We start from the raw sequence: 22081 nt of genomic DNA, 5'->3' as shown, positions 1-22081 counted from the left end.
GATCCGCATGTTCGACTCCCCCCTGTCCGCCTCGGCGTATCAGGTGCTGGGCGTCGATCCGACGGTCCACGAAGACGCCCTCCGCAAGGCGTACCGGCTTCGGATGCGCCAGACCCACCCCGACACGGGGGGAGAGGCGGCGGTCTTCATCCAGGTGCAGCGCGCATGGGAGCTCGTCGGAACGCCCGAGGCCCGCGCCGCATACGACCGCGGGCACGGCTTCGGCGCGCAGGCGGCTCCCTCGTTCAGTCCGGATGCCCCGGCCTGGCGTCCGCCCTCGCGTCCGGCCGACACACGACCCCGCGCGCGGTCGTACGGGCAGCCCGGGGGCTGGCGGCGCGAGCGCTATCTCGACCTGATGCGCGAGTGGGTCGGCCGCGGCGTGGACATGCCCGACCCCTACGACCCCGCGCTCGTGCGGTCGGCCCCGCGGCTTCTGCGCAGGCTCCTCGCCGACGCCCTCGCCGAGGAGGCGACGGCCCGGGTCGTCGCCGATCTCGGCATGGGCTACACGGTGTGGCACGACGTCGCGGCGGGGCGCGCGTCGGACGAGAAGGTCGACCACGTCGTGCTCGGCCCGAGCGGGCTCTACGGGATCCTCTCGGAGGACTTCGGCGGCCCCGTGCGCGTGCGCCGAGGCGAGCTCATCGGCGACGGCATCGAGGGGGCGCCCATCGCGACGCTCGTCCTGCACCTGCGCACGATCGCACGCGCCGCCCGCGTGAAGTTCAGCGGCGCGATCGTCGTGCTCCCCGACGAAGACCTCGCGCAGCCCATCGACGAGATCGGCCGGGTGCGCGGCGTGCCCGTCGCGGTCGTCACGCGCAGCGCGCTGTCGACGATCCTCCGGCGGGGCGTCACGGGGGCCCGCGAGATCGGGGGCAACGAGGTGTTCGACGTGCGCACGAGACTGCAGCACACCGTCCGCCACGTCTGAACGCGGCCGGGAGCGCGGTGGGCCGGTGAGCCGGCCGGCGTCAGGGACGGAGCCTGCCCTCGAGGCCCGTCAGCCGGCGAGGCCGAAGAGCTCGAGCGGATGGGTCAGGCGCCACCAGGCCGACGGCGGCTCGATGTCGTTCGAGAGCGAGACATCGACGGTCGCGCTGTCGAGCGGACCCTTGACTCGGAGCGAGCCGACCGTGTCGCCCGCGCTGCGGCTGTCGCCGAGGGCGATGTCTGTCGCGACGGTTCCCGCGGCGCCGTTCCACAGCACGACGGAGGCGTCGGCATCCGTCACGACATCCGCCCGGTCGCCCCACGCCGTCTCGACCGTCCCGACCTTGGTGCCGACGGGCACCGAGGGCTCGACCTGCAGCTCGCTCTCGAGCTGTGCGAAGAGGGCGCGCGTCGTGGCGAAGCGGGCCGCGTCGTCGGGTTGGCTGAGCACCGCCGCGTAGAGGCGCACGGCGGTGTCGCCGACCATGACGTCTTTCGCGGCGAGGAGGTTGAAGTCGTCGAGAGACCCGGTCTTGACGCCGATCACTCCGGGGTCGGCGAGGAGCTCGTTGGTGTTCTCGACGCGGCCGGCGCCCGGGAGGTCGACCACGGGCTTGGCGACGATCTCGGCGATGACGGGATTGGCGAGGGCCTTCTGCGCGAGGGGGATGAGAGCGGCGGCGCTCGCGGTGTTGCGCTTGTCGAAGCCCGTGGGCTCGGCGATCCTGATTCCCGGTACGCCGTGGGCCTTCAGCCAGGTGTCGGCGGCGCTCGCGAACACGGCGTCGCTCGGCCAGAACGTGCTCGCGAGGCGGTCGGCGTAGTTGTTGGCCGACCCGATGAGCATGCCCTCGAGCATCTGGTACTCGGTGAGCGAGCCGCCCGCGGGCACGTCGAGCGAGGACTCGCCGCGGTTGCGGTAGCCCCAGTACGCCTGGCGGTCGCCGGAGGTGAAGCGGAAATCGGGGCCCTGCTCGCCGACGGCGAGGGGCATCTCGTCGAGGACGAGGAGGGCTGTCACGAGCTTCGTGATGCTCGCGATGGGCGCAGCGTCCTCGGTGGAGGCCACGACATCGCCGATGCCGCCGACCGCGACGGCGCCGGAGCCCTCGGCCGGCCACGCGGGGGTCGTGACGGCGGAGGGGATCGGATCGACCTGCACGGCCGCGATCGTCGGCGTCACGGCGGTGAGGGGCCACAGCAGCGTCGTCGCGGCGTAGCCCCCGAAGAGGAAGAGGATGACCGCGATCGGCACGAGCACGCCCGCGCGCCACGGCGAACGGCGCGGCGCCTTCGCGAGCAGGTCGGTCTCGGCGGACGCCGGCCGCGCGGCGCCCGGGTCGCGGGGCGCCAGCACCGTCTGCGAGAACGAGGCCTCATCGACCCACGAGAAGGCCACCTTGTGGGGTGCCGGCGCCGCGCCTGCGAGGGCGACGGGGTGCTCGGGGGCGCCCTCGCTCAGCGCGACCGAGCCCGAGTCCGGGCGCAGGGCGCGCGGAGCAGAGGGTTCGGTGTCGGCGAGAGGCACCCGCTTAAGGTACCGCGCGCGCCCGCGGGGTATGATCAATGCCACAACCACGGGAGTCCGGTGTGCCGGGCTGAGAGGGAGCGACCACGCTCCGACCGTCGAACCTGATCTGGATCATGCCAGCGCAGGGAGGAGAGAAATGCACGTTTCCACGTCTGCCCCCACGACCGCTTCGGCGGCTTCGCACCGCCTCCGGTGGCGGGTCGTCGACATCGTCGTCGCAAGTGTCATCGGCGTCGCGTCCGGCCTGATCTTCCTCTTCTGGAACATCGGCTACCTCGGTCCGCAGGCGCTCCTGGAGCCCCTGCTCCCGGGTCTGCAGGGCCTCCTCGACGGTCCGTGGCTCTTCGCCGGCGTGCTCGGGGCGCTCATCATCCGCAAGCCGGGTGCCGCGATCTACACCGAGACCCTCGCCGCCGTCGTGTCGGCGCTCGTCGGCAACCAGTGGGGCGGCTTCCTGACGCTCGAGGCGGGCCTGGTGCAGGGTCTCGGGGCGGAGCTCGTCTTCCTCGCCTTCCTGTACCGCGTCTGGAACCTCCCCGTCGCGATGCTCGCCGGCGCGGGCGCCGCGTTCGCGGGCGGGATCAACAATCTCCTGCTCTGGTACACCGGCTCGGGCACGTCCTTCACGATCACCTACCTCATCTCCACCGTCATCTCGGGCGCGGTCATCGCCGGCCTGCTGCCGTGGGTGCTCACGCGGGGCCTTGCCCACACCGGCGCTCTCGACCGGTTCGCGTCCGGCCGCGAGGCCCGCGCCCGCGTCTAGCGTGCCTGTCGAGACGCCCGCCCCGGCCGGGGTCGAGGCCTGCGGCTGGGGCTGGCGGCACGCGAGCCGCCGGGGCTGGGCGGTGCAGGATGCCTCGTTCCGCATCGAGCCCGGAGAGCGGGTCCTGCTCCTCGGCGCCTCCGGCGCGGGCAAGTCGACCCTCCTGCACGGCCTCGCGGGCGTGCTGGGCGGCGCCGACGAGGGCGAGTCCCACGGCGAGCTCCTCGTCGGCGGTCGGCCCGCGGCATCCGCCCGTGGGATAGCGGGGCTTGTGCTGCAGGACCCCGACGCGCAGGTCGTGCTCGCCCGCGTGGGCGACGACGTCGCCTTCGGCTGCGAGAACCTCGGAGTGCCGCGCGAGCTCATCTGGCCGCGTGTGCGCGAGTCGCTCGACGCCGTCGGGCTCGACGTGCCGCTCGATCGGCAGACGAAGGCGCTCTCGGGCGGGCAGAAGCAGCGGCTCGCGCTCGCAGGGGCCCTCGCGATGCGGCCGGGGCTGCTGCTCCTCGACGAGCCGACCGCCAACCTCGACCCCGCCGGCATCGGGGAGGTGCGCGAGGCCGTCGAACGGCTGCTGGAGCATCACCCGGCCACCCTCGTCGTCGTCGAGCACCGCGTCGAGGTGTGGCTGCCGGTCGTGTCGCGCGTCATCGTGCTGGGCGAGGGCGGTGTCGTCGCCGACGGTGCGCCCGCCGACGTGCTCGGCCGCGAGGGGGCGCGGCTCGCCGCGGCCGGGGTGTGGGTGCCCGGCATTCCGCCTGCCGTCCCCGGGCCGCCCGTCGATGCGCCGGGCGCCGCGCTCCTCACGGGGCGGCGCCTCGCGGTCGCGCGGGTCAAGGGCCGGCCCGTCGCGAGCGGGATCGACGTCGACGTGCGCGCGGGCTCGGTGCTGGCCGTCACGGGGCCGAACGGTGCGGGCAAGTCGACGCTGGGTCTCACGCTCGCGGGCCTCCTGCCGCCGGCGGCCGGGGAACTGCAGGCGACGGGCGCGCTCGCCGCCGGCGCCGGCCCTTCGCCCATCCGCTGGACCTCACGGCAGCTCCTGACGCGGATCGGAACGGTCTTCCAGGACCCCGAGCATCAGCTCCTGACGCAGACGGTGCGCGACGAGCTCGAGGTCGGCCCGCGTGCGCTCGGGCTCGAGGAGCGGGCGACCGCCGATCGGGTCGACGAGCTCCTCGCGCGCCTGCGCCTCGACCACCTCGCCGCGGCGAACCCGTTCACGCTGTCGGGCGGCGAGAAGCGCCGGCTCACGGTCGCCGCCATGCTCGCGACGCGGCCGCGCGTGCTCGTGCTCGACGAGCCGACGTTCGGTCAGGACGCCCGTACGTGGGCAGAGCTGGTCGCCCTCCTCGCGGGGCTCCGCGACGGCCGCGACGGCGACGAGCGCGCCGCGATCGTCGCGATCACGCACGATCTCGACGTCGTGCGGGCGCTCCACGCCGAGGTGCTGGAGCTCGCGGCGTCGCAGACGGATGCCGAGGCATCCGCATGACCCTGCTCGAGACGCGCGCCCGCACCGGCGCCGTCGCACGCATCAATCCGGTCGCGAAGCTCGGCGCGAGCGCCCTCATCGCCCTGCCCCTCGTGCTGACGCTCGACTGGGTGTCGGCATCGGTCGCGCTGCTGCTGGAGTGCCTGCTCTTCCCCTTCGCGGGGATCGGGTGGCGGGAGTTCTGGACGCGCACGTGGCCGGTGTGGGTCGCCGCGCCCCTCACGGGGCTGACCATCGCGCTCTACGGCGAGACGTCGGGGACGATCTACGTCGACTGGTTCTTCGTGCGCGTGAGCGAGGGATCGCTCGAGCTCGCCGTCGCGACGTTCTTCCGCGTGCTGGCGATCGCCCTGCCGTCGGTCGTGCTCTTCGTGACCGTCGACCCGACCGACCTCGCCGACGGCCTCGCGCAGGTGCTCCGCCTCCCCGCGCGCTTCGTGCTGGGCGCCCTCGCGGGCCTGCGGATGGTCGGGCTCTTCATCGACGACTGGCGGGCCCTCGAGCTCGCGCGCCGCGCGCGCGGCGTCGCCGATCGCGGCCGGTTCCGGCGGTTCTTCGGCATGGCCTTCGCGCTCCTCGTGCTCTCGATCCGCCGCGGGTCCAAGCTCGCGACCTCGATGGAGGCGCGCGGCTTCGGCGCGCCGGTCGAGCGCACGTGGGCCCGCCAGTCGCGCTTCGGCGGCCGCGAGTGGGTGCTCATGGCGATCGGCGCCGCGATCTCGGCGATCGCCGTCGCGGCGGCCGCGTTCGCGGGGACGTGGAACTTCATCCTCGGACCGGGATGACCCCGTCGCGGCCCGATCACTCCAGGAGCGCCTCGCGGAGCAGATCGGCGTGATTGTGGCGCTCGTCGTGGACGCCGTAGAGGAGGGTCACGACAGGCTTGCCGGCGAGCAGCTCGCGCAGCCGGGGGACCGCCGGATTGGTGGCGAGCTCGGCGCGGTAGGCCGCCGCGAACGTCTCCCAGTCCATGCCGTCCTGGTGGAACGCGCGGCGCAGCTCCGTCGTCGGCGCGGCCTCTTTGGCCCAGAGGTCGACGGCGGCGCGCTCCTTGCTGAGGCCCCGGGGCCAGAGCCGGTCGACGAGCACGCGGAAGCCGTCGGCGCCGGACGGCTCGTCGTAGACGCGCTTGATGAGGAGATCCACGTCTTCCAGTGAACCCCTCGCGCTCCCGCCGCGCCACCCTCCCGCACTAGCCTGGGGGAGGCGGCCGCGCCGGCGGCACCGGTGAGACGGAGTCCTGCATATGCTGGGACTGGATGCCACCACCTCGGTTCGAAGGAGAACGCATGGACATCTCGGGCGCAGCGGCGCTGGTCACGGGCGGCGCGAGCGGACTGGGTCTTGCCACCGCGCGCCGGCTCGCGGAGGCGGGAGCCGCGGTCACGGTCGTCGATCTGCCCGGGTCTGCCGGGGCATCCGTCGCCGAAGAGTTCCGCGGCACGTTCGCGCCCGCCGACGTCACCGACCCCGAACAGGTCGCCTCCGCCGTCGCGCTGGCCGCCGAGGCGGGTCCGCTGCGCGTCGTCGTCAACTGCGCCGGCATCGCGCCGCCCGCGAAGGTGCTCGACCGCGAGGGCAACCCCTCGCCGCTCGCCGATTTCGAACGGATCGTGCGCATCAACCTCATCGGCACGTACAACGTCATCGCCCAGGCATCCGCCGTCATGTCCCGGACTGACGCGACCGTCGACGGCGACCGCGGCGTCATCGTCAACACGGCCAGCGTCGCCGCCTTCGACGGGCAGATCGGCCAGCCCGCGTACTCGGCCAGCAAGGGCGGCGTGCACGCCATGACGCTGCCGATCGCGCGCGAGCTCGCGCGCTACGGCATCCGCGTGCTGACGATCGCGCCCGGCATCATGGAGACCCCGATGCTCAAGGGCCTCCCCGAGGCGGCGCAGCTCTCGCTCGGGCAGCAGGCGCCCTACCCGCAGCGGCTCGGGCGCCCCGACGAATACGCGAAGCTCGTGCTCGCGATCGTCGACAACGGCTACCTCAACGGCGAGACCATCCGGCTCGACGGCGCCATCCGCATGGCGCCGAAGTGACCGGCCTCGCCGACGACACGGAAGGAGCAGGAGTGAGCGACTCGATCCTCGTCACGCGCGAGGGAGGCCTGGCGCGCGTCACGTTCAACCGTCCCGCGGTGCTCAATGCGATGGACTTCGAGATGGGGCGCCTGTGGCGCGACATCGCGTACGAGCTCACGTCCGACGACTCGGTCGGGGCCGTGATCCTGGATGCCGCGGGCCCCGCGTTCTGCGCCGGTGGCGACGTCATCGCGATGGCGACGTCGCGCGCCACGGGGTCGGACGTGACCGAGACGGCGCACATCATCCACGACGGCATCCGCACCTTCGCGCTCTCGGCCACGCCGATCGTCGCCGCCGTGCAGGGCGCGGTGGCCGGCGGCGGCCTCGGCCTCATGCTCACGGCCGACTACATCGTCGCGTCCGACACGGCGAAGTTCGTCAGCCGGTACGCCAACATCGGCCTCACGCCCGACCTCGGCGTCTCGACGCTCCTTCCCGCCGCGATCGGCCAGCGGCGGGCGCTCGCGCTGCTGCTGCAGGACCGCGGGATCGACGCCGCGACGGCACTGGACTGGGGCCTCGTCTCGGAGGTGGTCTCCGCGGCCGAGGTCGCCGACCGGGCCCGCGCCGTCGCGGACTTCTGGCTCGCGAACGCGACGGTGGCGTTCGGCCAGGCCAAACGGCTCGTCCGGGCCGGGGCAGACCGCACCTTCGCCGAGAACCTCGACGACGAGGCAGCGACGATCGGCGCGCGCTTCGAGACCGAGGAGTCGCGCACGCGCGTCGCGGCCTTCGCCGCGGCATCCTCGAAACGGCCGGAGCCGGCCCGCAATCCCAAGGAGACGAGATGACCGACCCCTCGACCGGCTCGGCGAGCCTCGCCGGCAAGACGATCCTGATGTCGGGCGGCAGCCGCGGCATCGGCCTCGCGATCGCGCTGCGCGCTGCGCGCGACGGCGCCAACATCGCGCTCATGGCCAAGACCGACACCCCCCACCCGAAGCTCGAGGGCACCGTGCATTCGGCGGCGGAGCAGATCCGGGATGCCGGGGGTCACGCGCTCCCGATCGTCGGCGATGTGCGCAACGACGACGACATCACCCGGGCCGTGCTCGAGACGCAGGGCGAGTTCGGCGGCATCGACATCGTCGTGAACAACGCCAGCGTCATCGACCTCTCGGGCTCGCTGGATCTCGCGGCGAAGAAGTACGACCTCATGCAGGACGTCAACGTCCGAGGCGCCTTCCTCCTGTCGCGGGCGGCCATCCCGATGCTCCGCGACAGCGCGAACCCGCACATCCTGTCGCTCTCGCCACCGCTCAACCTTTCGCCGAAGTGGCTCGGCGCGCACACGGGGTACACGCTGGCGAAGTACGGCATGACGATGGTGACGCTCGGCCTCGCGGCGGAGTTCGCCAAAGACGGCATCGCCGCCAACACGCTGTGGCCGCGCACGACGATCGCGACCGCCGCAGTGCAGTTCGCCCTCGGCGGCGACATGATGATGAAGGCCAGCCGCACCCCCGACATCTACGCCGATGCCGCCTACGAGGTGCTGACGAGGCCGTCGCGGGAGTACACCGGGCAGACGCTCATCGTCGAGGACGTCCTGGCGGATGCCGGGGTCACCGACTTCTCCGGATACGCGGCCGTCCCCGGCACGCCCGACTCCGCCCTCTTCCCCGACATCTTCCTCGACTGATCCGCCGCCCTTCGGGGCCGGCCGGTCAGGAGTGAGGGGCGGGGAGGAGCAGGATGCCGCCCAGGCCGATCATGAGCCCGCCGCCGGTCGCGGTCAGGCGGGCGATGCGCCGGGGCGAGCGACCGAACCAGTCGCGTGCGCCGGCGGCGATGAGCGCCCAGACGGCGTCCGACATCAGTGCGATGACGAAGAACACCAGGCCGAGCTCGATCATCTGCAACGGGACCATGCCGGCGTCGAGGTCGACGAACTGCGGCAGAACCGCGACGAAGAACGCGATCGTCTTCGGGTTGGTGATGCCGACGATGAAGCCCTCGCCGAGCTGACGCCACGCCGACCGCGGCAGCGTGCCGTTGACGGCGGCCTCGGCGCGGCGGTTGCGGTGCCGGATGGCCTGCACCCCGAGATACACGAGGTACAGGGCGCCCGCGATCTTGACGACGGTGAAGAGCACGATCGAGCTCGCGACGATGCCGCCGATGCCGAGCGCGACGGCGACGATGACGGGCAGAAGCCCGAGGGCGTTGCCGAGCACGCTCAGGAGGCCGCCGATGCGGCCGAGCGCGAGAGCCCGCCCGATCGTGAAGAGGACGCTCGGCCCCGGGATCACGATGAGCACGAGGGCCGCGAGAGCGAAGGCGAGGAGATTCTCGATCGGGACCACGCAGAAACCCTAGCGCCGCCCTCACTCCTCCTCGGGCCCCGACGTCAGCATGATCGTCACGGCCGAATCGTGGAACCACCAGAATCCCAGCCGCTTCCCGGGCACGAGGGCTGCGGGGCGGTCGCCCTCGGGCACGTCGCGCAGCGGGAGGGTCACCGCGAGCGCGCTCGAGGAGCGCAGCGGCTCGGCGACGCAGCGGCCCTTCCCCGTGTCACCGCGCGAGACGGCGATGCAGACCTCCTCCTGAAGGATGCCCCGGGCCCCGCCGATCCACAGATGCCAGCCGTAGTAGCTGCCGAGGTTCGTCGCCCACTGCATCGTGCCGCTCGTCGGGAAGGGCGGCGCGTCCGACGGGAGCGTCGGCGCGTTCTCCGATCCGTACCAGCTGTGCAGGGGCACCTGCACCAGTACTCGGGCGTTCGGGTCGACCGCCAGGGCGTACGCGGCCTGCATGTCCTGCGTCTTCAAGTGCACACCGCTCTGCGGCGCGACGACAGCGGTCGAGAAGACGACGAGGGTCGCGATCACCGCGGCACCCAGGGCGACACCGGCCCCGCTGCGGCGGCGCCGTCGGCGGGGTGCGCGGCGGTCGCCGTCCGCCAGGGCGGCCGGACGGAGGGGATGTGTCGCGAGGGCGAAGGACTCGGCATCCGTCCCCCGACCGTCGACGGGCCCGGCGACCGCGCCACCGGCACGACCCGCATGACCAGAGTCCGCAGGAAGCGCGCCGGAGAAGGCGTCGGAGCCCGCATCCCCTCCCTCAGCGTCCCCCACCCCGGCGGTGTGCTCGTCCTGCGAGAGGTCTTCGAGCACGGCGAGGCGAGCCATCGCCGCGGGATCGCCGGCGATGTCGGGCAGGGGGCCGAAGGCCCGGCGTCTCAGCTCTGCGAGCTCGGCCCGGGTCGCGTCATCCATCTCTCCCGCCTCATGACGACACCAGCGCCTTGCGCAGGAAGACCTGCGCCGTGCCGTCGTCGCCCGGCACGCGCTGCGACTCGGCGTAGCCCTCGCGCTCATAGAGGCGGAGGTTCGCCTCGCTGAGCGATCCCGTGAACAGCTCGGCCTCGCGTGCGCCGGCCTCGCGTCCGCGCCGCTCGACCTCCTCGAGGAGCAGCGTGCCGATGCCCTTGCCCTGCGCGTCGGGGGCGATAGCGATGCGGCCGACGAGAAGCAGGCCGTCGTCGATCCGCGCGCGGACGGCGCCGATCATCCGCGTGCCCTCCAGCGCGACGCACCCGAGGTTCTCGTGCAGCTCGTGCTCCAGCTCTTCGAGGGTCTGCGTGAGCGGCGGCATCTCGGGGCTGCCGTAGATCAGCGCCTCCTGCACGAAGGCGGCGCGCTGCAGCGTCAGGACTTCGCCAGCATCCTCGAGGCGGATGTCGCGGACGGTGACGTCGAGCTCGCTCACGCCTCAACGCTAGCCCTCGCGCACGACCCGCGGGCGGACTTGCAGGAGACCTAGAGGATGAGGAAGAACGATGCGACGACCGCGAGTCCCGCGATGCCGGCGAGCACCATCGACTGCCTGATGCTGCGGTACTTCCGCTGCGCGACCGACGACAGCACGAGCAGCTGCTGGTACGTGCGCTCGGGCGGCGCGAGGCCCCGCTCGGCGAGGGCGTCGGCCACGTCCTGCGGCGACCCGAAGCCGCGGATCTGCCCCCAGTACGTGATCGTCGCGGGGGTCGGCCCCTTGCTGAGCCGTGGCCAGACGGCGAGGGCGGCGGCGAGGACGGATGCCGCGCCGGCGACGGCCGCGACGATCCACAGTGCCGAGGCCCACGCGCCGAGCCTCGCGGGCGACCATGCGCCGCCGAGCATTCCGCTCAGCACGATGCTGAACGCGATGCCAAGACTGCCGATGAGGAGCGAGGCCTTCTGATCCGCCCGGTCGATCTCGGCGGCGACCTCGGCGAGCATCTCGGCGGCGAGGGCCGCCGTGGCCTCTCCCGGCCTCGGCGGCGCTCCCGCCGGGGCCGGCCCAGACCCGGTCTGCGCCGATGTCGGCCCCGCGGCCGCGGGCCTGTCGACGGTCTGGTCGCTCATCGCACTCCGAACGTCACGGTGAAGGTGCTGCCGTCGGCGAGCTCGACACGATACGTGTAACGCTCGCCTCCCTCGAGGTCGGCGGTGGGGATCGAGCCGAGCCACACGTCGGGGGCGTCGGCATACACGAACGGGAACGCGAGGAAGTAGCCCTCGGTGACGGATGCCGAGGCCGGCAGCGCGGCGGAGGTCACGAGCACGACGTCTTTCACGAAGCCCGCTGCGCCGATCGCGAGCCCGTCGTCGCCGTAGGCGCGGAAGATGATCGGCACGCCCGAGCCCCGCGCGAAGACGCTCGAGCCGTCGGCGGCGACGGGTCCGAGTGGCTGCCGGTCGGGGAGGACGACCCCCACCGGCACGACGGGCGGGCCGGGCGTGACGAAGGGTGCGCCGATCCCGCCGCCGTTCCCGCGGCCCGTGCCGGTGCGGGGCCCGGTCGTGGGCGGCACCGGGTTCGTCCGGGGCGGGGTCGTGCCGGGGTGCGCGCCGGGACCAGGCTGTGTGCCCGGCCCGGGCTGAGGCCCAGGCCCAGGTCCGGGGCCCGGGCCAGGTCCAGGCCCGGGATCCGGGTCAGGGTCAGGGTCCGGATCGGGCTGGGCGGTGACGGTGTAGTGGGCCTGCACCTCCGCCGTGTTGCCGGCGACATCGGTCGCGCGGCACGTGACCGATGCCGCCCCCGCCGTGGCCGTGCTCGGCACGTCGCACGACTGCGTCGCGACGCCGGACGAGGCATCCGTCGCCTGCGGCACCGCCGTGGCGGCCTCACCGACCGTCGGCGTCGCCGGCGTGATGACGGGGTCGAACATCGGGCCGGTCCCGTCGACGCGCACGAGCATCGACGCCGTCGCCGTGCGGCCGAGGAGGTCGGTCACCGTTGCGCTCACGGCCGTGCCCGCCGGTGGGGTGTCGGCCGACACGGTCTGTGCGACCGGGCAGGGCGTCAGGAGGGGCGCGCCGCCCGTGCAGTCGAAGGTCACCGTGACAGGCGTGCGGCTCCACGCGCCCTCCGCGTATGGGCCCGTCGTGGTCGTCGCGGTCGCGGTGATCGCGGGTGCCGCCGGCGGCACGACCTCGTCGCCGACGACGATCTCGGCAGAGGCCGCGTGCCCGATGTCGGTGCCGTCGTCGGGGGTCGCCGACACGCGGATGACGTCGCCGGTCTGCGCGATCCCGGCGAGGTCGAGCGTCTGCGTCGTCTGGTCCGCGATGGCGATGCCGTTGCGGCTCCACGCGTACGAGACGCTGACGGGGTCGTGGTCGGGGTCGGTGGCCCGGGCATGAGCGGTCAGGATGCTCGTCGGCTCGACGGGGTTGGTGTCGGAGGTGAGGGCGACGGATGCCGCGGGCACGGCGTTCAGCGGCGGTGTCTCGACGGCGAACGAGGCGTCGGCGCATGCCGTGCCGCGGCACGTCGTGAGGGTCAGCGTGAACGAGCCGGAGCGCGGCACGACCTGGTCGACGAGCGCCCGCGTCGTGCCGTCGGGGCCGGTCTCGACCGTCGCGGGCGAGGTCGACACGATCGCTCCATCCGCGTCGGTCAGCACGCTCGAGGCGGTCAGCTGCTCGCCGGCCGAGGCATCCGTCACCGCCACCGCCCGGAGGACCCGCTCGCCGACGGCGACCGTGGCCTTGCCGCCGGCATCGCCGAGCACGGGCGGCTGCGTGACGTTCGCGGGGACGAGCCGGCCGCGCGCCGTGTCGGTCGCGACGTTGCCCGCTCCGTCGACGACCTGCACCATCCACCGGAACGGGCCGGTGGGCGCCGTCCCCGTCCAGGTGCTGCCACCGCCCGAGGGCGGCGTCATCTCGAGCCGCTGCCACTCGTCCTGCCCCGCGGGCTGCACGAGGACGATCACGGCCGCCACACCGCTTCCCGGATCGGACGCCGTGACCGACAGGGCGCCGCGGTCGGCGGGGGTGATCGTGCTGATCGTCGGGGGCGCCGCATCGGTGGACGCGGGATCGCCGTAGACGACCTCGGCCGTGAAGTCGGTGAAGGTCTCGGTGCGGCCCTTCCCGCCCTGCCCGATCTCGACGCGCGCCGGCGTCAGCACGAGGAGGTCGACGGGGCCTGCCGGGGTGTCCTGATGCGTGATCGTTCCGAACGACGACGGGAACGCGGCATCCGTCGTCGTCGCGGTCGCCTCGGGAACGCCCACCGTCGCCGTCGCCACCGCCGGAGTCTCTTCGGCGCTGAACCGGGAGGTGAGCTCGGTGAGCACGACGCCGCGGGGGACGAGGCCGGCCTGAGGCTCCAGGCGCCGCACGATGCTCGGCAGGATCGGCTGCCCCGGGACCACGGCCGGCGCCTGGTCGTCGACCGTCAGGTACGAGCCGGCGTCGTTCGCGGGGGCCGGCGTGAAGGTGGGTGAGAACGACAGCGACGCGGTGGTGAGGGTGTCGTCGGTCGAGAGGGTCAGGTCGGGCATCGCGGGGAGGGGCAGATCGGTGCTGACCGGGTCGGCGAAGGCGTACATCGGCAGGCCGTAGTAGACCGACTCCATGAGCGCCTTCTCGTCGTAGCCCGAGTACAGCCCGAGACCGCCGAGGTAGGACTGCTTGGCATACGTCAGCGCTTCGGCCGACGAGACGCCACGGCCGTCGACCGACACGCCCACCCATGCCGCATAGAGGGTGAGCAGCCGCGCGCTCAGCGCCGTCGAGACGTTGTTGGCGAGGCCGTAGCCGGTGTTGCCGATGTAGCCGCCCGCCTGCGAGAAGACGTCGACCCAGTCGGTCACGTCGCCGTAGTAGGCCGAGGGGAGATTGTTGCCCGCGTGGCACCCGATGCCGAAGATGAGCGCGCCCGCGAGCTGCGGCGCGCTTTCGTGACCCCGGGCGAGGAACAGCTGGCTCTCGGAGAACGAGCCCGACTCCGCCCCGGGGACGCCGGGGAGCATGCGCTGCTCATCGGCGTGCGTGTTGACCGAGACGACGCGCGGAGCCGCGTCGCCCGTCGCGAAGATCGAGTCCTCCATGTCGGCCGCGGTCCACTCGTCGCCGAGGGGCCGGTTGACCGCCGAGCGCCACGCGAGGGACTGCGTGACCTTCTGCGGCAGCTCGCTCCACGCGCCGTAGCCCCCGGTGACGGTCGAGTCGGCCGCGAGCAGGCCGTCGGCGTCGAGGAACCGCGAGATCGTCGCCTCGATCTGCTCCGGTGTCTCGACGAGGCGTCCGAGCGCGACGGACGGGACGTAGAGGTGGCCGCCGAGGGTGTCGTAGGCCTTCGCGAGTCCGTAGGGATCGTCGGTCAGGATGTGCGACGTGCGCGCCGCGGCCGACAGCGGCGTCTCGCAGGGATCGACGGCGGCGCCGACGGGGCACGCGCTGCCGTCGGTCTGCGCCTCGCGACGGAGGTCGTCGGCGTGGCTGACCTCGGTGAACTGCGACGTGTTCTGGGCGACGGGCGCGAGGGGGACGATGTCGTCGCCGCCCACGATGACGATCGACGAGACGTGCGAGCGTTCGCCCTCGAGCTCCGACGCGACGAACGCGTTGATGGCCGCCGTGAGGGCTCCCCGGGCCTGCATCGAGCAGGGGTTCGCGTCGAGCGCGGCGCGCGCGGTCTTCACGGCGGGATCGCTGTCGATCGAGAGCACGGCGCCGTCGACCGAGCCCGCGCCGACGTGGCCGTCGCCGGTCAGCGAGACGAGGGCGTCGCGCACCTCGGATGCCCGCGTGGCGCCGTAGACGTCGCCGAACCGCTTCTCGTCGAAGAGGTAGACCGTGTTGGTGGTCGCCGTCACGGGGTCGCTGACCCCCTCGATGCCGGGGTCGGCGGTCTGCGGCGGGGTCCACGGCGTGCACTGCACCTCGGGGGCGTCGTCCAGATACTGGACGCGGATCGAGTAGAGCGAAGCGCTGGGCAGGCCGTTGCCCGATGTGACGCGCACGAGCAGATCGGTGCCGGCCGAGGCATCCGTCGACGCCGCCTCGATCTCGGCGGCGCCGTCGCCCCCGACGACCGTCTGGTCGATGAGGGTGCGGCCGTCGAGCCGAACCCCCGCGTCCGCCCCGATCGTCGCGGGCGAGCCCGTCGGGCCGCTCTGCGCCGCCACGGCGACGCCGGGCGCGGGCCCCGCGCTGGCGACGCCGAGCGGAGCGCCGCCCGTCGCCGCGTAGAGCGACAGCGAGATCTGGCCGTCGGTCGCGTTGGTCGAGACGACGAGGCGCTTGCCGGCGGGCGGCGCCGCGACCAGGTAGTAGTCGGAGTCTTCGGCGGGGCCCTCGATCATCTGCTGCTCATCGGTGCGGTACCGGTACTGCGGCGAGATCCACTCGTAGCTGATCTGCCCCTCGGTGAGAGGCGTCGGCGGCGCCTCCCACTGCCCGTCGGGGAGGAGATTGCGCGCGGGGTCGTCGAAGCTCGCGAGCGGAGCACCGCCGGACAGCTCGTCGGATGCCGTCAGTGAGCCGCTCGTGAGAATTCCGACGGCCCGGGTCTCGCCCGGCTGCGTCGTCGGGGTGTAGTACGACCGCACCGCCATCACCGTGCCGCCCGCCGTCTCGGGGAGGGGATAGTTCGTGCGCTCGCCGTCGACCTGCTTCGGCCCGAGGTAGGGCTGGTACATCGTGCTCGACCCGTCGGGTCCCGACCCCCAGACGTACGTCGTGGAGGCGACCGTGCCGGCGGGGGTCGCGAGGGTCGCCGTTGGAGCGGCGAACCGGGTGGACTCGCCGGGCCCGGAGTCGAAGGTGTAGTGGAACGTGACGGCCTGCGCGCAGCGCAGCTGCTGGTCGCACCCGATGGAGTCGGTCGCGTCCTCGATGAGGTTCGGGTCGAGCGAGCTCGGCGAGATCTGCTCCCACGGATAGTCCTGCTGATCGAGCATCGACATGAGCAGCACCCCGAGGGTCACCCACTCGGGAGCGCCGGCGGCGAGGTCGGCGACCGTCGCGCCCGGGAGGAAGGCGCCGGAGAAGCCCGCGAGGGCTCCCGTCACCCCGGCATCGCCGAAGAGGGCGACCCGGGCGCTCGCATCGAGCGTCGAGACGTCGAGATCGCCGAGGGGCGTGCCCGCCAGGAAGAGCTCCGACGGATCGAGGGAGCCCATCAGCGTCTGCGCGACCGGGAGCGCGCGCAGGGGTACGGCGTCGACGCGCGTGCGTTCGATGTCGAGGCCGGCCGCATCGAGGTCGGCGAGATACCAGTCGGGCTCGACCGTGAACGCGAAGCCCTGCGCGTCCACGACGCTCTGCCACCGTGCGAGCGCCGAGCCCTCACCGGGGAGGAGGATGTCGCCGAGGTGCGCCGATCCGAGCACGTAGGACGCGAGCGTGAGGGCGGCCAGGGCGCTGTCGTCGACATCGAGGTCGCCGAGGGTGAGGCTCTGGATCCGCTCGGCCGCCGCCCGCTCGGCATCCGTCGCCGTCGACCCGGGCGCGAGCGCGTTCGCCGCCCAGGCGAGCACCTTGTCGAGGGTCACCGACTGGATCAGCTCGCCCGCGAACGGGGTGTCGGCGAGCACTTCCTCCCAGCCCCCCGGGATGTCGAGATTGTGGATGGGCAGGTTGTGGATCGGGAGGTTGTGGATCGGGAGGTTGTGGATGGGGAGGTTGTGGATCGGCAGGTTGTGGATGGGGAGGTTGTGGATGGGGAGGTTGTGGATCGGCAGGTTGTGGATGGGGGCGTTCGCGATCGCCGACGCGTACCCGCGCAGCGACGTCAGCGGGATCGTCGGGATGTCCACGCGCGTCATGAACCCGGGCGTGATGAGCTGACCCTGCGTGTCGGTGACGGACAGTCCGCTGCTGCTGTGGGTGTCGAGGGCGAAGACGGATGCCTGGGCCGGCGCGGGCGCCACGAAGGCCACCGTCCGCCCGGACGCGGACTGCGACGCCTCGGTTCCTTCCGCGAGGTCGGCCCAGTCCTGGCTGAACGTCGCGACGCATTCGGTCGATGTGTTGCCGTCGCGCCAGTCGATCTCCTGCTGGCGGATGACGGGGGAGGCGAGCTCGGGAGCGGGGGCGCTGTAGTCGTACGGCGGCACCGTCGTCGTCCACGCGACGCGGCTGCCGTCGGCCGAGATGACGGGGTCGGCGACGTAGCCGACGCGCCGGTCGGCGTTGATCGTCCCCAGGGCGACCGAGTAGTACATCGCATCCAGCGTCATGGCGATGACCGACGGCTCCCCGTCGCACTGCGACGCGCTCACGAAGGCGAACGTGTCGCCGGTCGCGTCGATCGTGGGGCTGTACGCGTCGCGGCCGGCGAGCGTCGCCGCCGTGGGCACCGGGCCGGACGCGTGGTAGACGAAGTCGCCGCTCGTCGTCGTGGGCGGCTGGCTCGGATCGAGGCTGTCCTGATGGGCCACGAAGACGACGGCTGCGCCCGTGCCGCTGATGCGCGCCTGCTCCGTGCCGCCGGGGATCGACGAGCCGCCGATGAACCGCGTGATCGCGATGTCGCCCAGGATGCCGTCGCCGTTCGCGTCGAGATCGGCGCCGAAGGCGTCGGGGGCGCCGTTGCCGTCGCCGGCCGTGAGGTCCGAAGCCTCCGATGTGAAGACGAGGTACCGTCCGCTGTCGCTGAGATCGGGGTCGTACGAGCGGCCGTTCGGCTCGGCGGCGCCCTGCACGCGGAACGTCGTGCCCAGCAGCGTGTCGCGCACGTAGACGCTCGTGCGCCCCGCCGTGCCGCCGGCCGCGACGAGGTTCGTCGCGGCGCTCGTGAAGGCGACGTACCGGCCGTTCGCGCTCGCGACGGGCTCGGAGCTCGGCCCGTTCGCCGCCGCGTCACCCGCCGAGCCGTCCGGCACGCTCACGAGCGTCGCCGCCCCCGAGAAGGGGTCGTCGCTTCCCTGCGCCGCGATCGAGACGAAGACGTCCGCCACGCCGTTGGTGTCGCCCGCGACCAGGTCGCCGGCCGTCGAGGTGAACGCGACCCGCTGGCCGTCGGGCGTGAGCGAGGGCTCGGTCGAGGTCCCGGCATCCGTCTGCGAGACGCGGAAGAGCTCCGGGACGACCGGCGCCGCGGCGGTCTTCACGGCGGCCGCCGCGGGGGCCCCGGACCCCGTCGCGACGGTGAGGCCCGAGACCAGGAGGGCGCCGGCGGCGATGGCGGCGCCGAGCCGCAGTCGTCGCCGAGGGGCGGGGCGGGGGTTCATCGGGCGGCCTCCGGTTCGGCGGCGAGGGGGGATCGATCGAGGATCCGCGCGGCGTTCGTGACGCCGAGCGACGCGAGGAGGCGCTCGGCTTCGGCGCGGACGGATGCCTCGGGCCGCAGGCGATCGAGCTGTGCGAGTGAGAGCGCCCGCTCCAGCGGGGTCGCCGAGGGGTCGTCGGCAGCCTCCAGGGCGAGGGCGACAGCCGACGCGCCCTCTCCCGCGAGGGCGGCGAGCCTCGCCCGCTGCCTCGTGAGACGGGGGCCCCCGCGGGCGCCCGACAGGTCCGCGGCGAGATGCTCGGCATCCGTCACGAGCCCCGCGTCGATCGTCGCCTCGAGCAGCCGCACCCGCGCGTCCAGTGCGGCGTCGCTCTCGTCGAGCGACGAGAACATCTCGGCCGCCGTCCGGAACGCGGCGATCGCGGCCCCCGGGTCGTCGGCCTGCTGCCGGATGCGGCCCGAGAAGTTCGTGACGAACGCGATGAGGTAGGGGTTGTCGGATGCCTCGAACACCCGCAGCGCCTCGCGCACGAGCGGTCGCGCCTCGTCGATGCGCCCCTGGTCGATGAGGATCTCGGAGGCGTTGGCCGACTCCAGGGCCGCTCCCACGACGTCGCCGGCGGCCTCGTGCGCCGCCTGCGCCTGCCCGTACAGGGCGGCCGCCGTGGTCCAGTCGCCGCGGTAGTACGCCCGTACGCCGAGGAGGCTCAGCACCTTGCCCTTCGACAGCTCGTCGTGCGTCTCGTCGTAGAGCTGGATCGCGCGCGAGAGGTGGATCATGCCGGCATCGCCCTCCAGCTCGCTGGCCGCGATGTCGTGGTAGCGCAGGGCGTCGGCGAGCACCCGCTTCGCGGTGTCGTCGTGGGCGTTGCCCTCGATCGCCGCGACGGCCTCGAGGGCGAGCCCGCGGGCCTGGGTCCACTTGGACTGGCGGAGCCGCAGGCCCGCCTCCGTCACGGCGACGGCGGCGAGTACGCGCTGCCCGTCGGGACCGGCGCCGGTGAGCGCCCGCCGCGCCGTCCGCAGCGCGCGCTCGGCCTCGGCCTGACGCCCGAGGATGTTCAGGGCATACGCGCGCTCGTGGTCGAGGTGCGCGCGGGCGACGACGTCGGAGATGAGCCGGCGAGCGCTGGAGTAGGCCTCGAGGCCCTCCTTCGCCCAGCCGCCCGCGACCGACACGCGGCCGAGCGCCTCGAGGAGCGCGGGGAGGTCGTCGGCACCCGGCGAGCGTCGGGCGGCCTCGACGGCGCGACGATAGCTGCGCACGGCCTCTTCGAGTGCGAAGGCCTGCTCCGCCGCCTGCGCGGCGGCGATCGCGGCACGGTGCGCCGCCTCCCAGTCGCCCGCCGCCTCGTAGTGCGTCGCGAGCATGGCGTGGCGCGCCGAACCGCCGAGCGCCGGGTCGGCCTCGAGCGCGGCGGCCGCTGCCCGGTGCAGCTCGCGGCGCGCCTGGAACGTGAGCTGGTCGTAGGCGACGTCGCGGAAGAGCTCGCTGCGGAACGACACCCCGTCGGCGCCGAGCTCGAGGAACGATCCGAGCCCGCCGGTGATGAGCGGCATGCCGACGCACGTGACGTACAGGCCGAGGGGGATCCGGATGCCGAGCACGGCGGCGCGCCGCAGCGTCGTGCGCTCGCTCTCGGTCAGCGCGTCGATGCGCTCGCCGATGAGATGCTCGATGCCCAGCGCATCGTCGCCCGAGGCGAGGCCCGTCGCGAGTTCGATGGCGTAGAGCGGGTTGCCCTCCGCGCGGGCGATGAGAGGCCGGGCGTCGGCGGGGAGCAGCCGCCGCCCCGCGACCGCCTCGACGATGTCGCGGATGTGCTCGCCGTCGAGCCCCGTGAGCTCGAGCTCCTCGCCGAGCGGGTCGAGCCCGCCCGCGCCGGGTCGGCGGACGATCAGCACGGCGTGGCGCGTGTCGGTCTGGATGAGCTCGGCGAGGACGGCGGCCGAGGCCGGGTCGACCCATTGCGCGTCGTCCAGGACGAGGCATCCGGGTCCCGTCGTGAGTGCCGCGAGGAACTGCGAGACGACCTCGGCGGCGCGATCGGCGCGGAAGGCGTCGTCGAGCGACGCGGACTGGTCGGTGGCGTCGGCGTGGGCGCCGACGGCGGGGGCGAGGAGGGGAAGCCACGGCGTCAGGTGCGCGAAGTGCTCGGCGACGACCTGCGCGAGGCGCTCGCCGGCCTCGGCGGGCCGCGCGGCCGGCGGGATCCGCAGCAGGGGCCGCAGCAGCGTCTGCAGAGCGCGGTACGGGGTGTTGGCGCCGTACGGGTCGCCGTAGGCCCGGAGGACCGGAAGCGGGGTCTCGTCGAGGGCGTGCTCGAGCAGGCGCGTCTTGCCGATCCCCGCCGCGCCCGTGAGGGTGAGCACCGAGCCCACGCCGGCCGAGGCATCCGTCAGCATCGTCCGGAGGCGTTCGAGCTCTTCGGTGCGACCGACGAAGGGCGTCTGCTGCGCCGCGAGCGGCGTCGCGCCGCCGTGGCCGGTCACGACGGCGACCGCGACGGGCTGGGTCCTGCCCTTGACCGTGAGCGTCCCGGCGTCGTCCGACTCGAAGGCGCGGCTCGTGCGCTCCAGCGTCGCGCGGGCCACGAGCACGGTTCCCGGGGTGGCGCGCGAGGTCAGCCGCGCCGCGAGGTTCGTGGGGTCGCCCATGACGGTGTAGGTCTGCCGGTACATCGCCCCGACGAAGCCGGCGAAGACGCGGCCGGAGGTCACGCCGGCGCGAAGCGCGTAGTCGGAGGCGGAGTGGACGATCCGCAGGGCCGCCGTGATGAGGCGCCCCTCGGGGTCTTCCGCCGTCGTGGGCGCGCCGGCGGTGAGGAAGAAGCGGTAGCCGCCGACGGCGGGATCGACGTCGAGGAGCGTCACCCCCGTGTCGGCGGCGACCTCCTCGACGAGCGCCGTGAGGCGCTTCATGCGGACGAGGTCGTCGTCGCCCGGCCGATCGGGCACGCCCGACACCTGCACGAAGGCGATGGCCGCCCAGCGGTGGTCGGGTTCGGCGTCGAGCAGATCCGGTCGCAGCGCGAAGGCCCGCGGGAGGAATCGCTCGGCGGCCGTCGTGCGGCCGACGCTGAGTGCCATGAGAGAGGACGTCGCGACGCTTCCCGCCTTGAGCAGCCGCCGGGCTCCCGGCGCCGACTCCTCCTTGGCCACGAGCGCGGCGGGCAGCTGTGCGGCCGCCTCGCCGCTCACGAGGATCTTCCCCGACTCCGCGGCGGACTGCAGCTCGATGACGCGCGACGTGTCGGCGCCCGTGAGCACGACCGAGACGTTCTCGCCGCCGGTCACGAAGAACTCGAAGGTCCCCGCGTGCAGGCCCACCGACATCCGCAGCTTCGCCCTGGCGGAGGGCAGATGGATGTCGCCGATCGCCGTCAGGACGCGGTTCATGTTCCACGCCGCGTGCGCGGCATGGCGCGCGTGGTCGGGCCCGGTGAACAGCACGAAAAGCGCGTCGCCGGCGAACTTCACGACGTCGCCGCCGTCGTCGGTGACGGGCAGGAGCACGGTGAAGATGCGCGAGAGCGTCGCGATGAGCTGCTCGGTGCCCTCGCGCCCCGCGGCGGCCAGCTGCTCCGACAGCGTCGTGAAGCCCGAGATGTCGACGACGACAGCAGTCCCCTCGACGCGGACGATTCCGTCCGCGTCGTCGGCGAGTCCGTGGAACAGGCGCGGGCTCAGCGCCGAGGCTGCGACGTGCGCGTTCAGCGGATCCTCCCCTCCCCAACGCCTGCACCCGTCCCGGGTGGGGGGATGCCGGAACGCGGCGCCGTGGTGATGAGAAGAATCTC

General features: G+C 73.3%; 15 protein-coding genes and 1 riboswitch. Of the genes, 7 read left to right on the top strand and 8 right to left on the bottom strand.

The window, feature by feature from the left end:
- Positions 1-7: 7 nt before the first annotated feature.
- On the top strand, positions 8-937 hold the full coding sequence (locus tag ACSBPH_RS09010; protein ID WP_442574012.1) for a J domain-containing protein: 930 nt from the start codon (positions 8-10) through the stop codon (positions 935-937).
- Positions 938-1006: 69 nt separating this feature from the next.
- Here the strand turns inward: ACSBPH_RS09010 and ACSBPH_RS09005 are convergent, their stop codons facing one another.
- Complete coding sequence (locus ACSBPH_RS09005) at positions 1007-2464, bottom strand: D-alanyl-D-alanine carboxypeptidase family protein (protein ID WP_442574011.1); 1458 nt, start codon at positions 2462-2464, stop codon at positions 1007-1009.
- A 39-nt stretch (positions 2465-2503) separates the two neighbouring features.
- A riboswitch (TPP riboswitch) is annotated at positions 2504-2612 on the top strand.
- Here ACSBPH_RS09005 and ACSBPH_RS09000 point away from each other — a divergent pair.
- The 3 genes from ACSBPH_RS09000 (at position 2604) to ACSBPH_RS08990 (ending at position 5513) form a co-directional block, all read left to right on the top strand.
- Entirely contained in the window at positions 2604-3233 is a 630-nt protein-coding gene (locus ACSBPH_RS09000; protein WP_442574010.1) for an ECF transporter S component, read from the top strand. (Overlaps the previous riboswitch by 9 nt.)
- 1 nt (position 3234) lies before the next feature.
- The gene (locus tag ACSBPH_RS08995) at positions 3235-4728 is read left to right on the top strand and encodes an ABC transporter ATP-binding protein (protein WP_442574009.1); all 1494 of its coding nucleotides are present in this window, start codon (positions 3235-3237) and stop codon (positions 4726-4728) included.
- Positions 4725-5513: an energy-coupling factor transporter transmembrane component T family protein gene (locus ACSBPH_RS08990; protein ID WP_442574008.1), complete on the top strand. Its 789-nt coding sequence runs from the start codon at positions 4725-4727 to the stop codon at positions 5511-5513. Before ACSBPH_RS08995 ends, ACSBPH_RS08990 begins: the two co-directional genes overlap by 4 nt.
- Positions 5514-5529: 16 nt before the next feature.
- On the opposite strand, the gene ACSBPH_RS08985 is transcribed toward ACSBPH_RS08990, so the two are convergent.
- The gene (locus ACSBPH_RS08985; RefSeq protein ID WP_442574007.1) at positions 5530-5874 is read right to left on the bottom strand and encodes a DUF488 domain-containing protein; all 345 of its coding nucleotides are present in this window, start codon (positions 5872-5874) and stop codon (positions 5530-5532) included.
- Between the two features lie 143 nt (positions 5875-6017).
- On the opposite strand from ACSBPH_RS08985, the gene ACSBPH_RS08980 reads away from it, so the two are divergent.
- The 3 genes from ACSBPH_RS08980 to ACSBPH_RS08970 are packed head-to-tail and all read left to right on the top strand — an operon-like array spanning position 6018 to position 8466.
- Positions 6018-6779: an SDR family NAD(P)-dependent oxidoreductase gene (locus ACSBPH_RS08980; RefSeq protein ID WP_442574006.1), complete on the top strand. Its 762-nt coding sequence runs from the start codon at positions 6018-6020 to the stop codon at positions 6777-6779.
- A 32-nt stretch (positions 6780-6811) separates the two neighbouring features.
- Entirely contained in the window at positions 6812-7615 is an 804-nt protein-coding gene (locus ACSBPH_RS08975; protein ID WP_442574005.1) for an enoyl-CoA hydratase/isomerase family protein, read from the top strand.
- A complete protein-coding gene (locus ACSBPH_RS08970; RefSeq protein WP_442574004.1) occupies positions 7612-8466 on the top strand; it encodes an SDR family oxidoreductase in 855 nt (284 codons plus the stop codon). The genes ACSBPH_RS08975 and ACSBPH_RS08970 overlap by 4 nt, the downstream gene beginning before the upstream one ends.
- A 25-nt stretch (positions 8467-8491) precedes the next feature.
- On the opposite strand, the gene ACSBPH_RS08965 is transcribed toward ACSBPH_RS08970, so the two are convergent.
- The 6 genes from ACSBPH_RS08965 to ACSBPH_RS08940 are packed head-to-tail and all read right to left on the bottom strand — an operon-like array spanning position 8492 to position 21860.
- The gene (locus tag ACSBPH_RS08965; RefSeq protein WP_442574003.1) at positions 8492-9130 is read right to left on the bottom strand and encodes a LysE family translocator; all 639 of its coding nucleotides are present in this window, start codon (positions 9128-9130) and stop codon (positions 8492-8494) included.
- A gap of 21 nt (positions 9131-9151) precedes the next feature.
- A complete protein-coding gene (locus tag ACSBPH_RS08960) occupies positions 9152-10045 on the bottom strand; it encodes a hypothetical protein (RefSeq protein ID WP_442574002.1) in 894 nt (297 codons plus the stop codon).
- Between the two features lie 10 nt (positions 10046-10055).
- Positions 10056-10538, bottom strand: a complete 483-nt coding sequence (locus ACSBPH_RS08955) for a GNAT family N-acetyltransferase (protein WP_442574001.1) — start codon at positions 10536-10538, stop codon at positions 10056-10058.
- Between the two features lie 50 nt (positions 10539-10588).
- The gene (locus ACSBPH_RS08950; RefSeq protein ID WP_442574000.1) at positions 10589-11176 is read right to left on the bottom strand and encodes a Pycsar system effector family protein; all 588 of its coding nucleotides are present in this window, start codon (positions 11174-11176) and stop codon (positions 10589-10591) included.
- Positions 11173-18282, bottom strand: coding sequence for a hypothetical protein (locus ACSBPH_RS08945; RefSeq protein ID WP_442573999.1), 7110 nt, complete (start codon positions 18280-18282; stop codon positions 11173-11175). Before ACSBPH_RS08945 ends, ACSBPH_RS08950 begins: the two co-directional genes overlap by 4 nt.
- Positions 18279-21860 carry an AAA family ATPase gene (locus ACSBPH_RS08940; protein WP_442577274.1) on the bottom strand — a complete coding sequence of 1194 codons (3582 nt, stop codon included), beginning with the start codon at positions 21858-21860 and terminating at the stop codon, positions 18279-18281. Before ACSBPH_RS08940 ends, ACSBPH_RS08945 begins: the two co-directional genes overlap by 4 nt.
- Between the last annotated feature and the right edge of the window lie 221 nt (positions 21861-22081).

The organism is Microbacterium sp. F51-2R, assembly GCF_052180235.1.
Taxonomy (GTDB): Bacteria; Actinomycetota; Actinomycetes; order Actinomycetales; family Microbacteriaceae; genus Microbacterium.
This window is presented reverse-complemented; position numbering and strand designations above follow the sequence as displayed.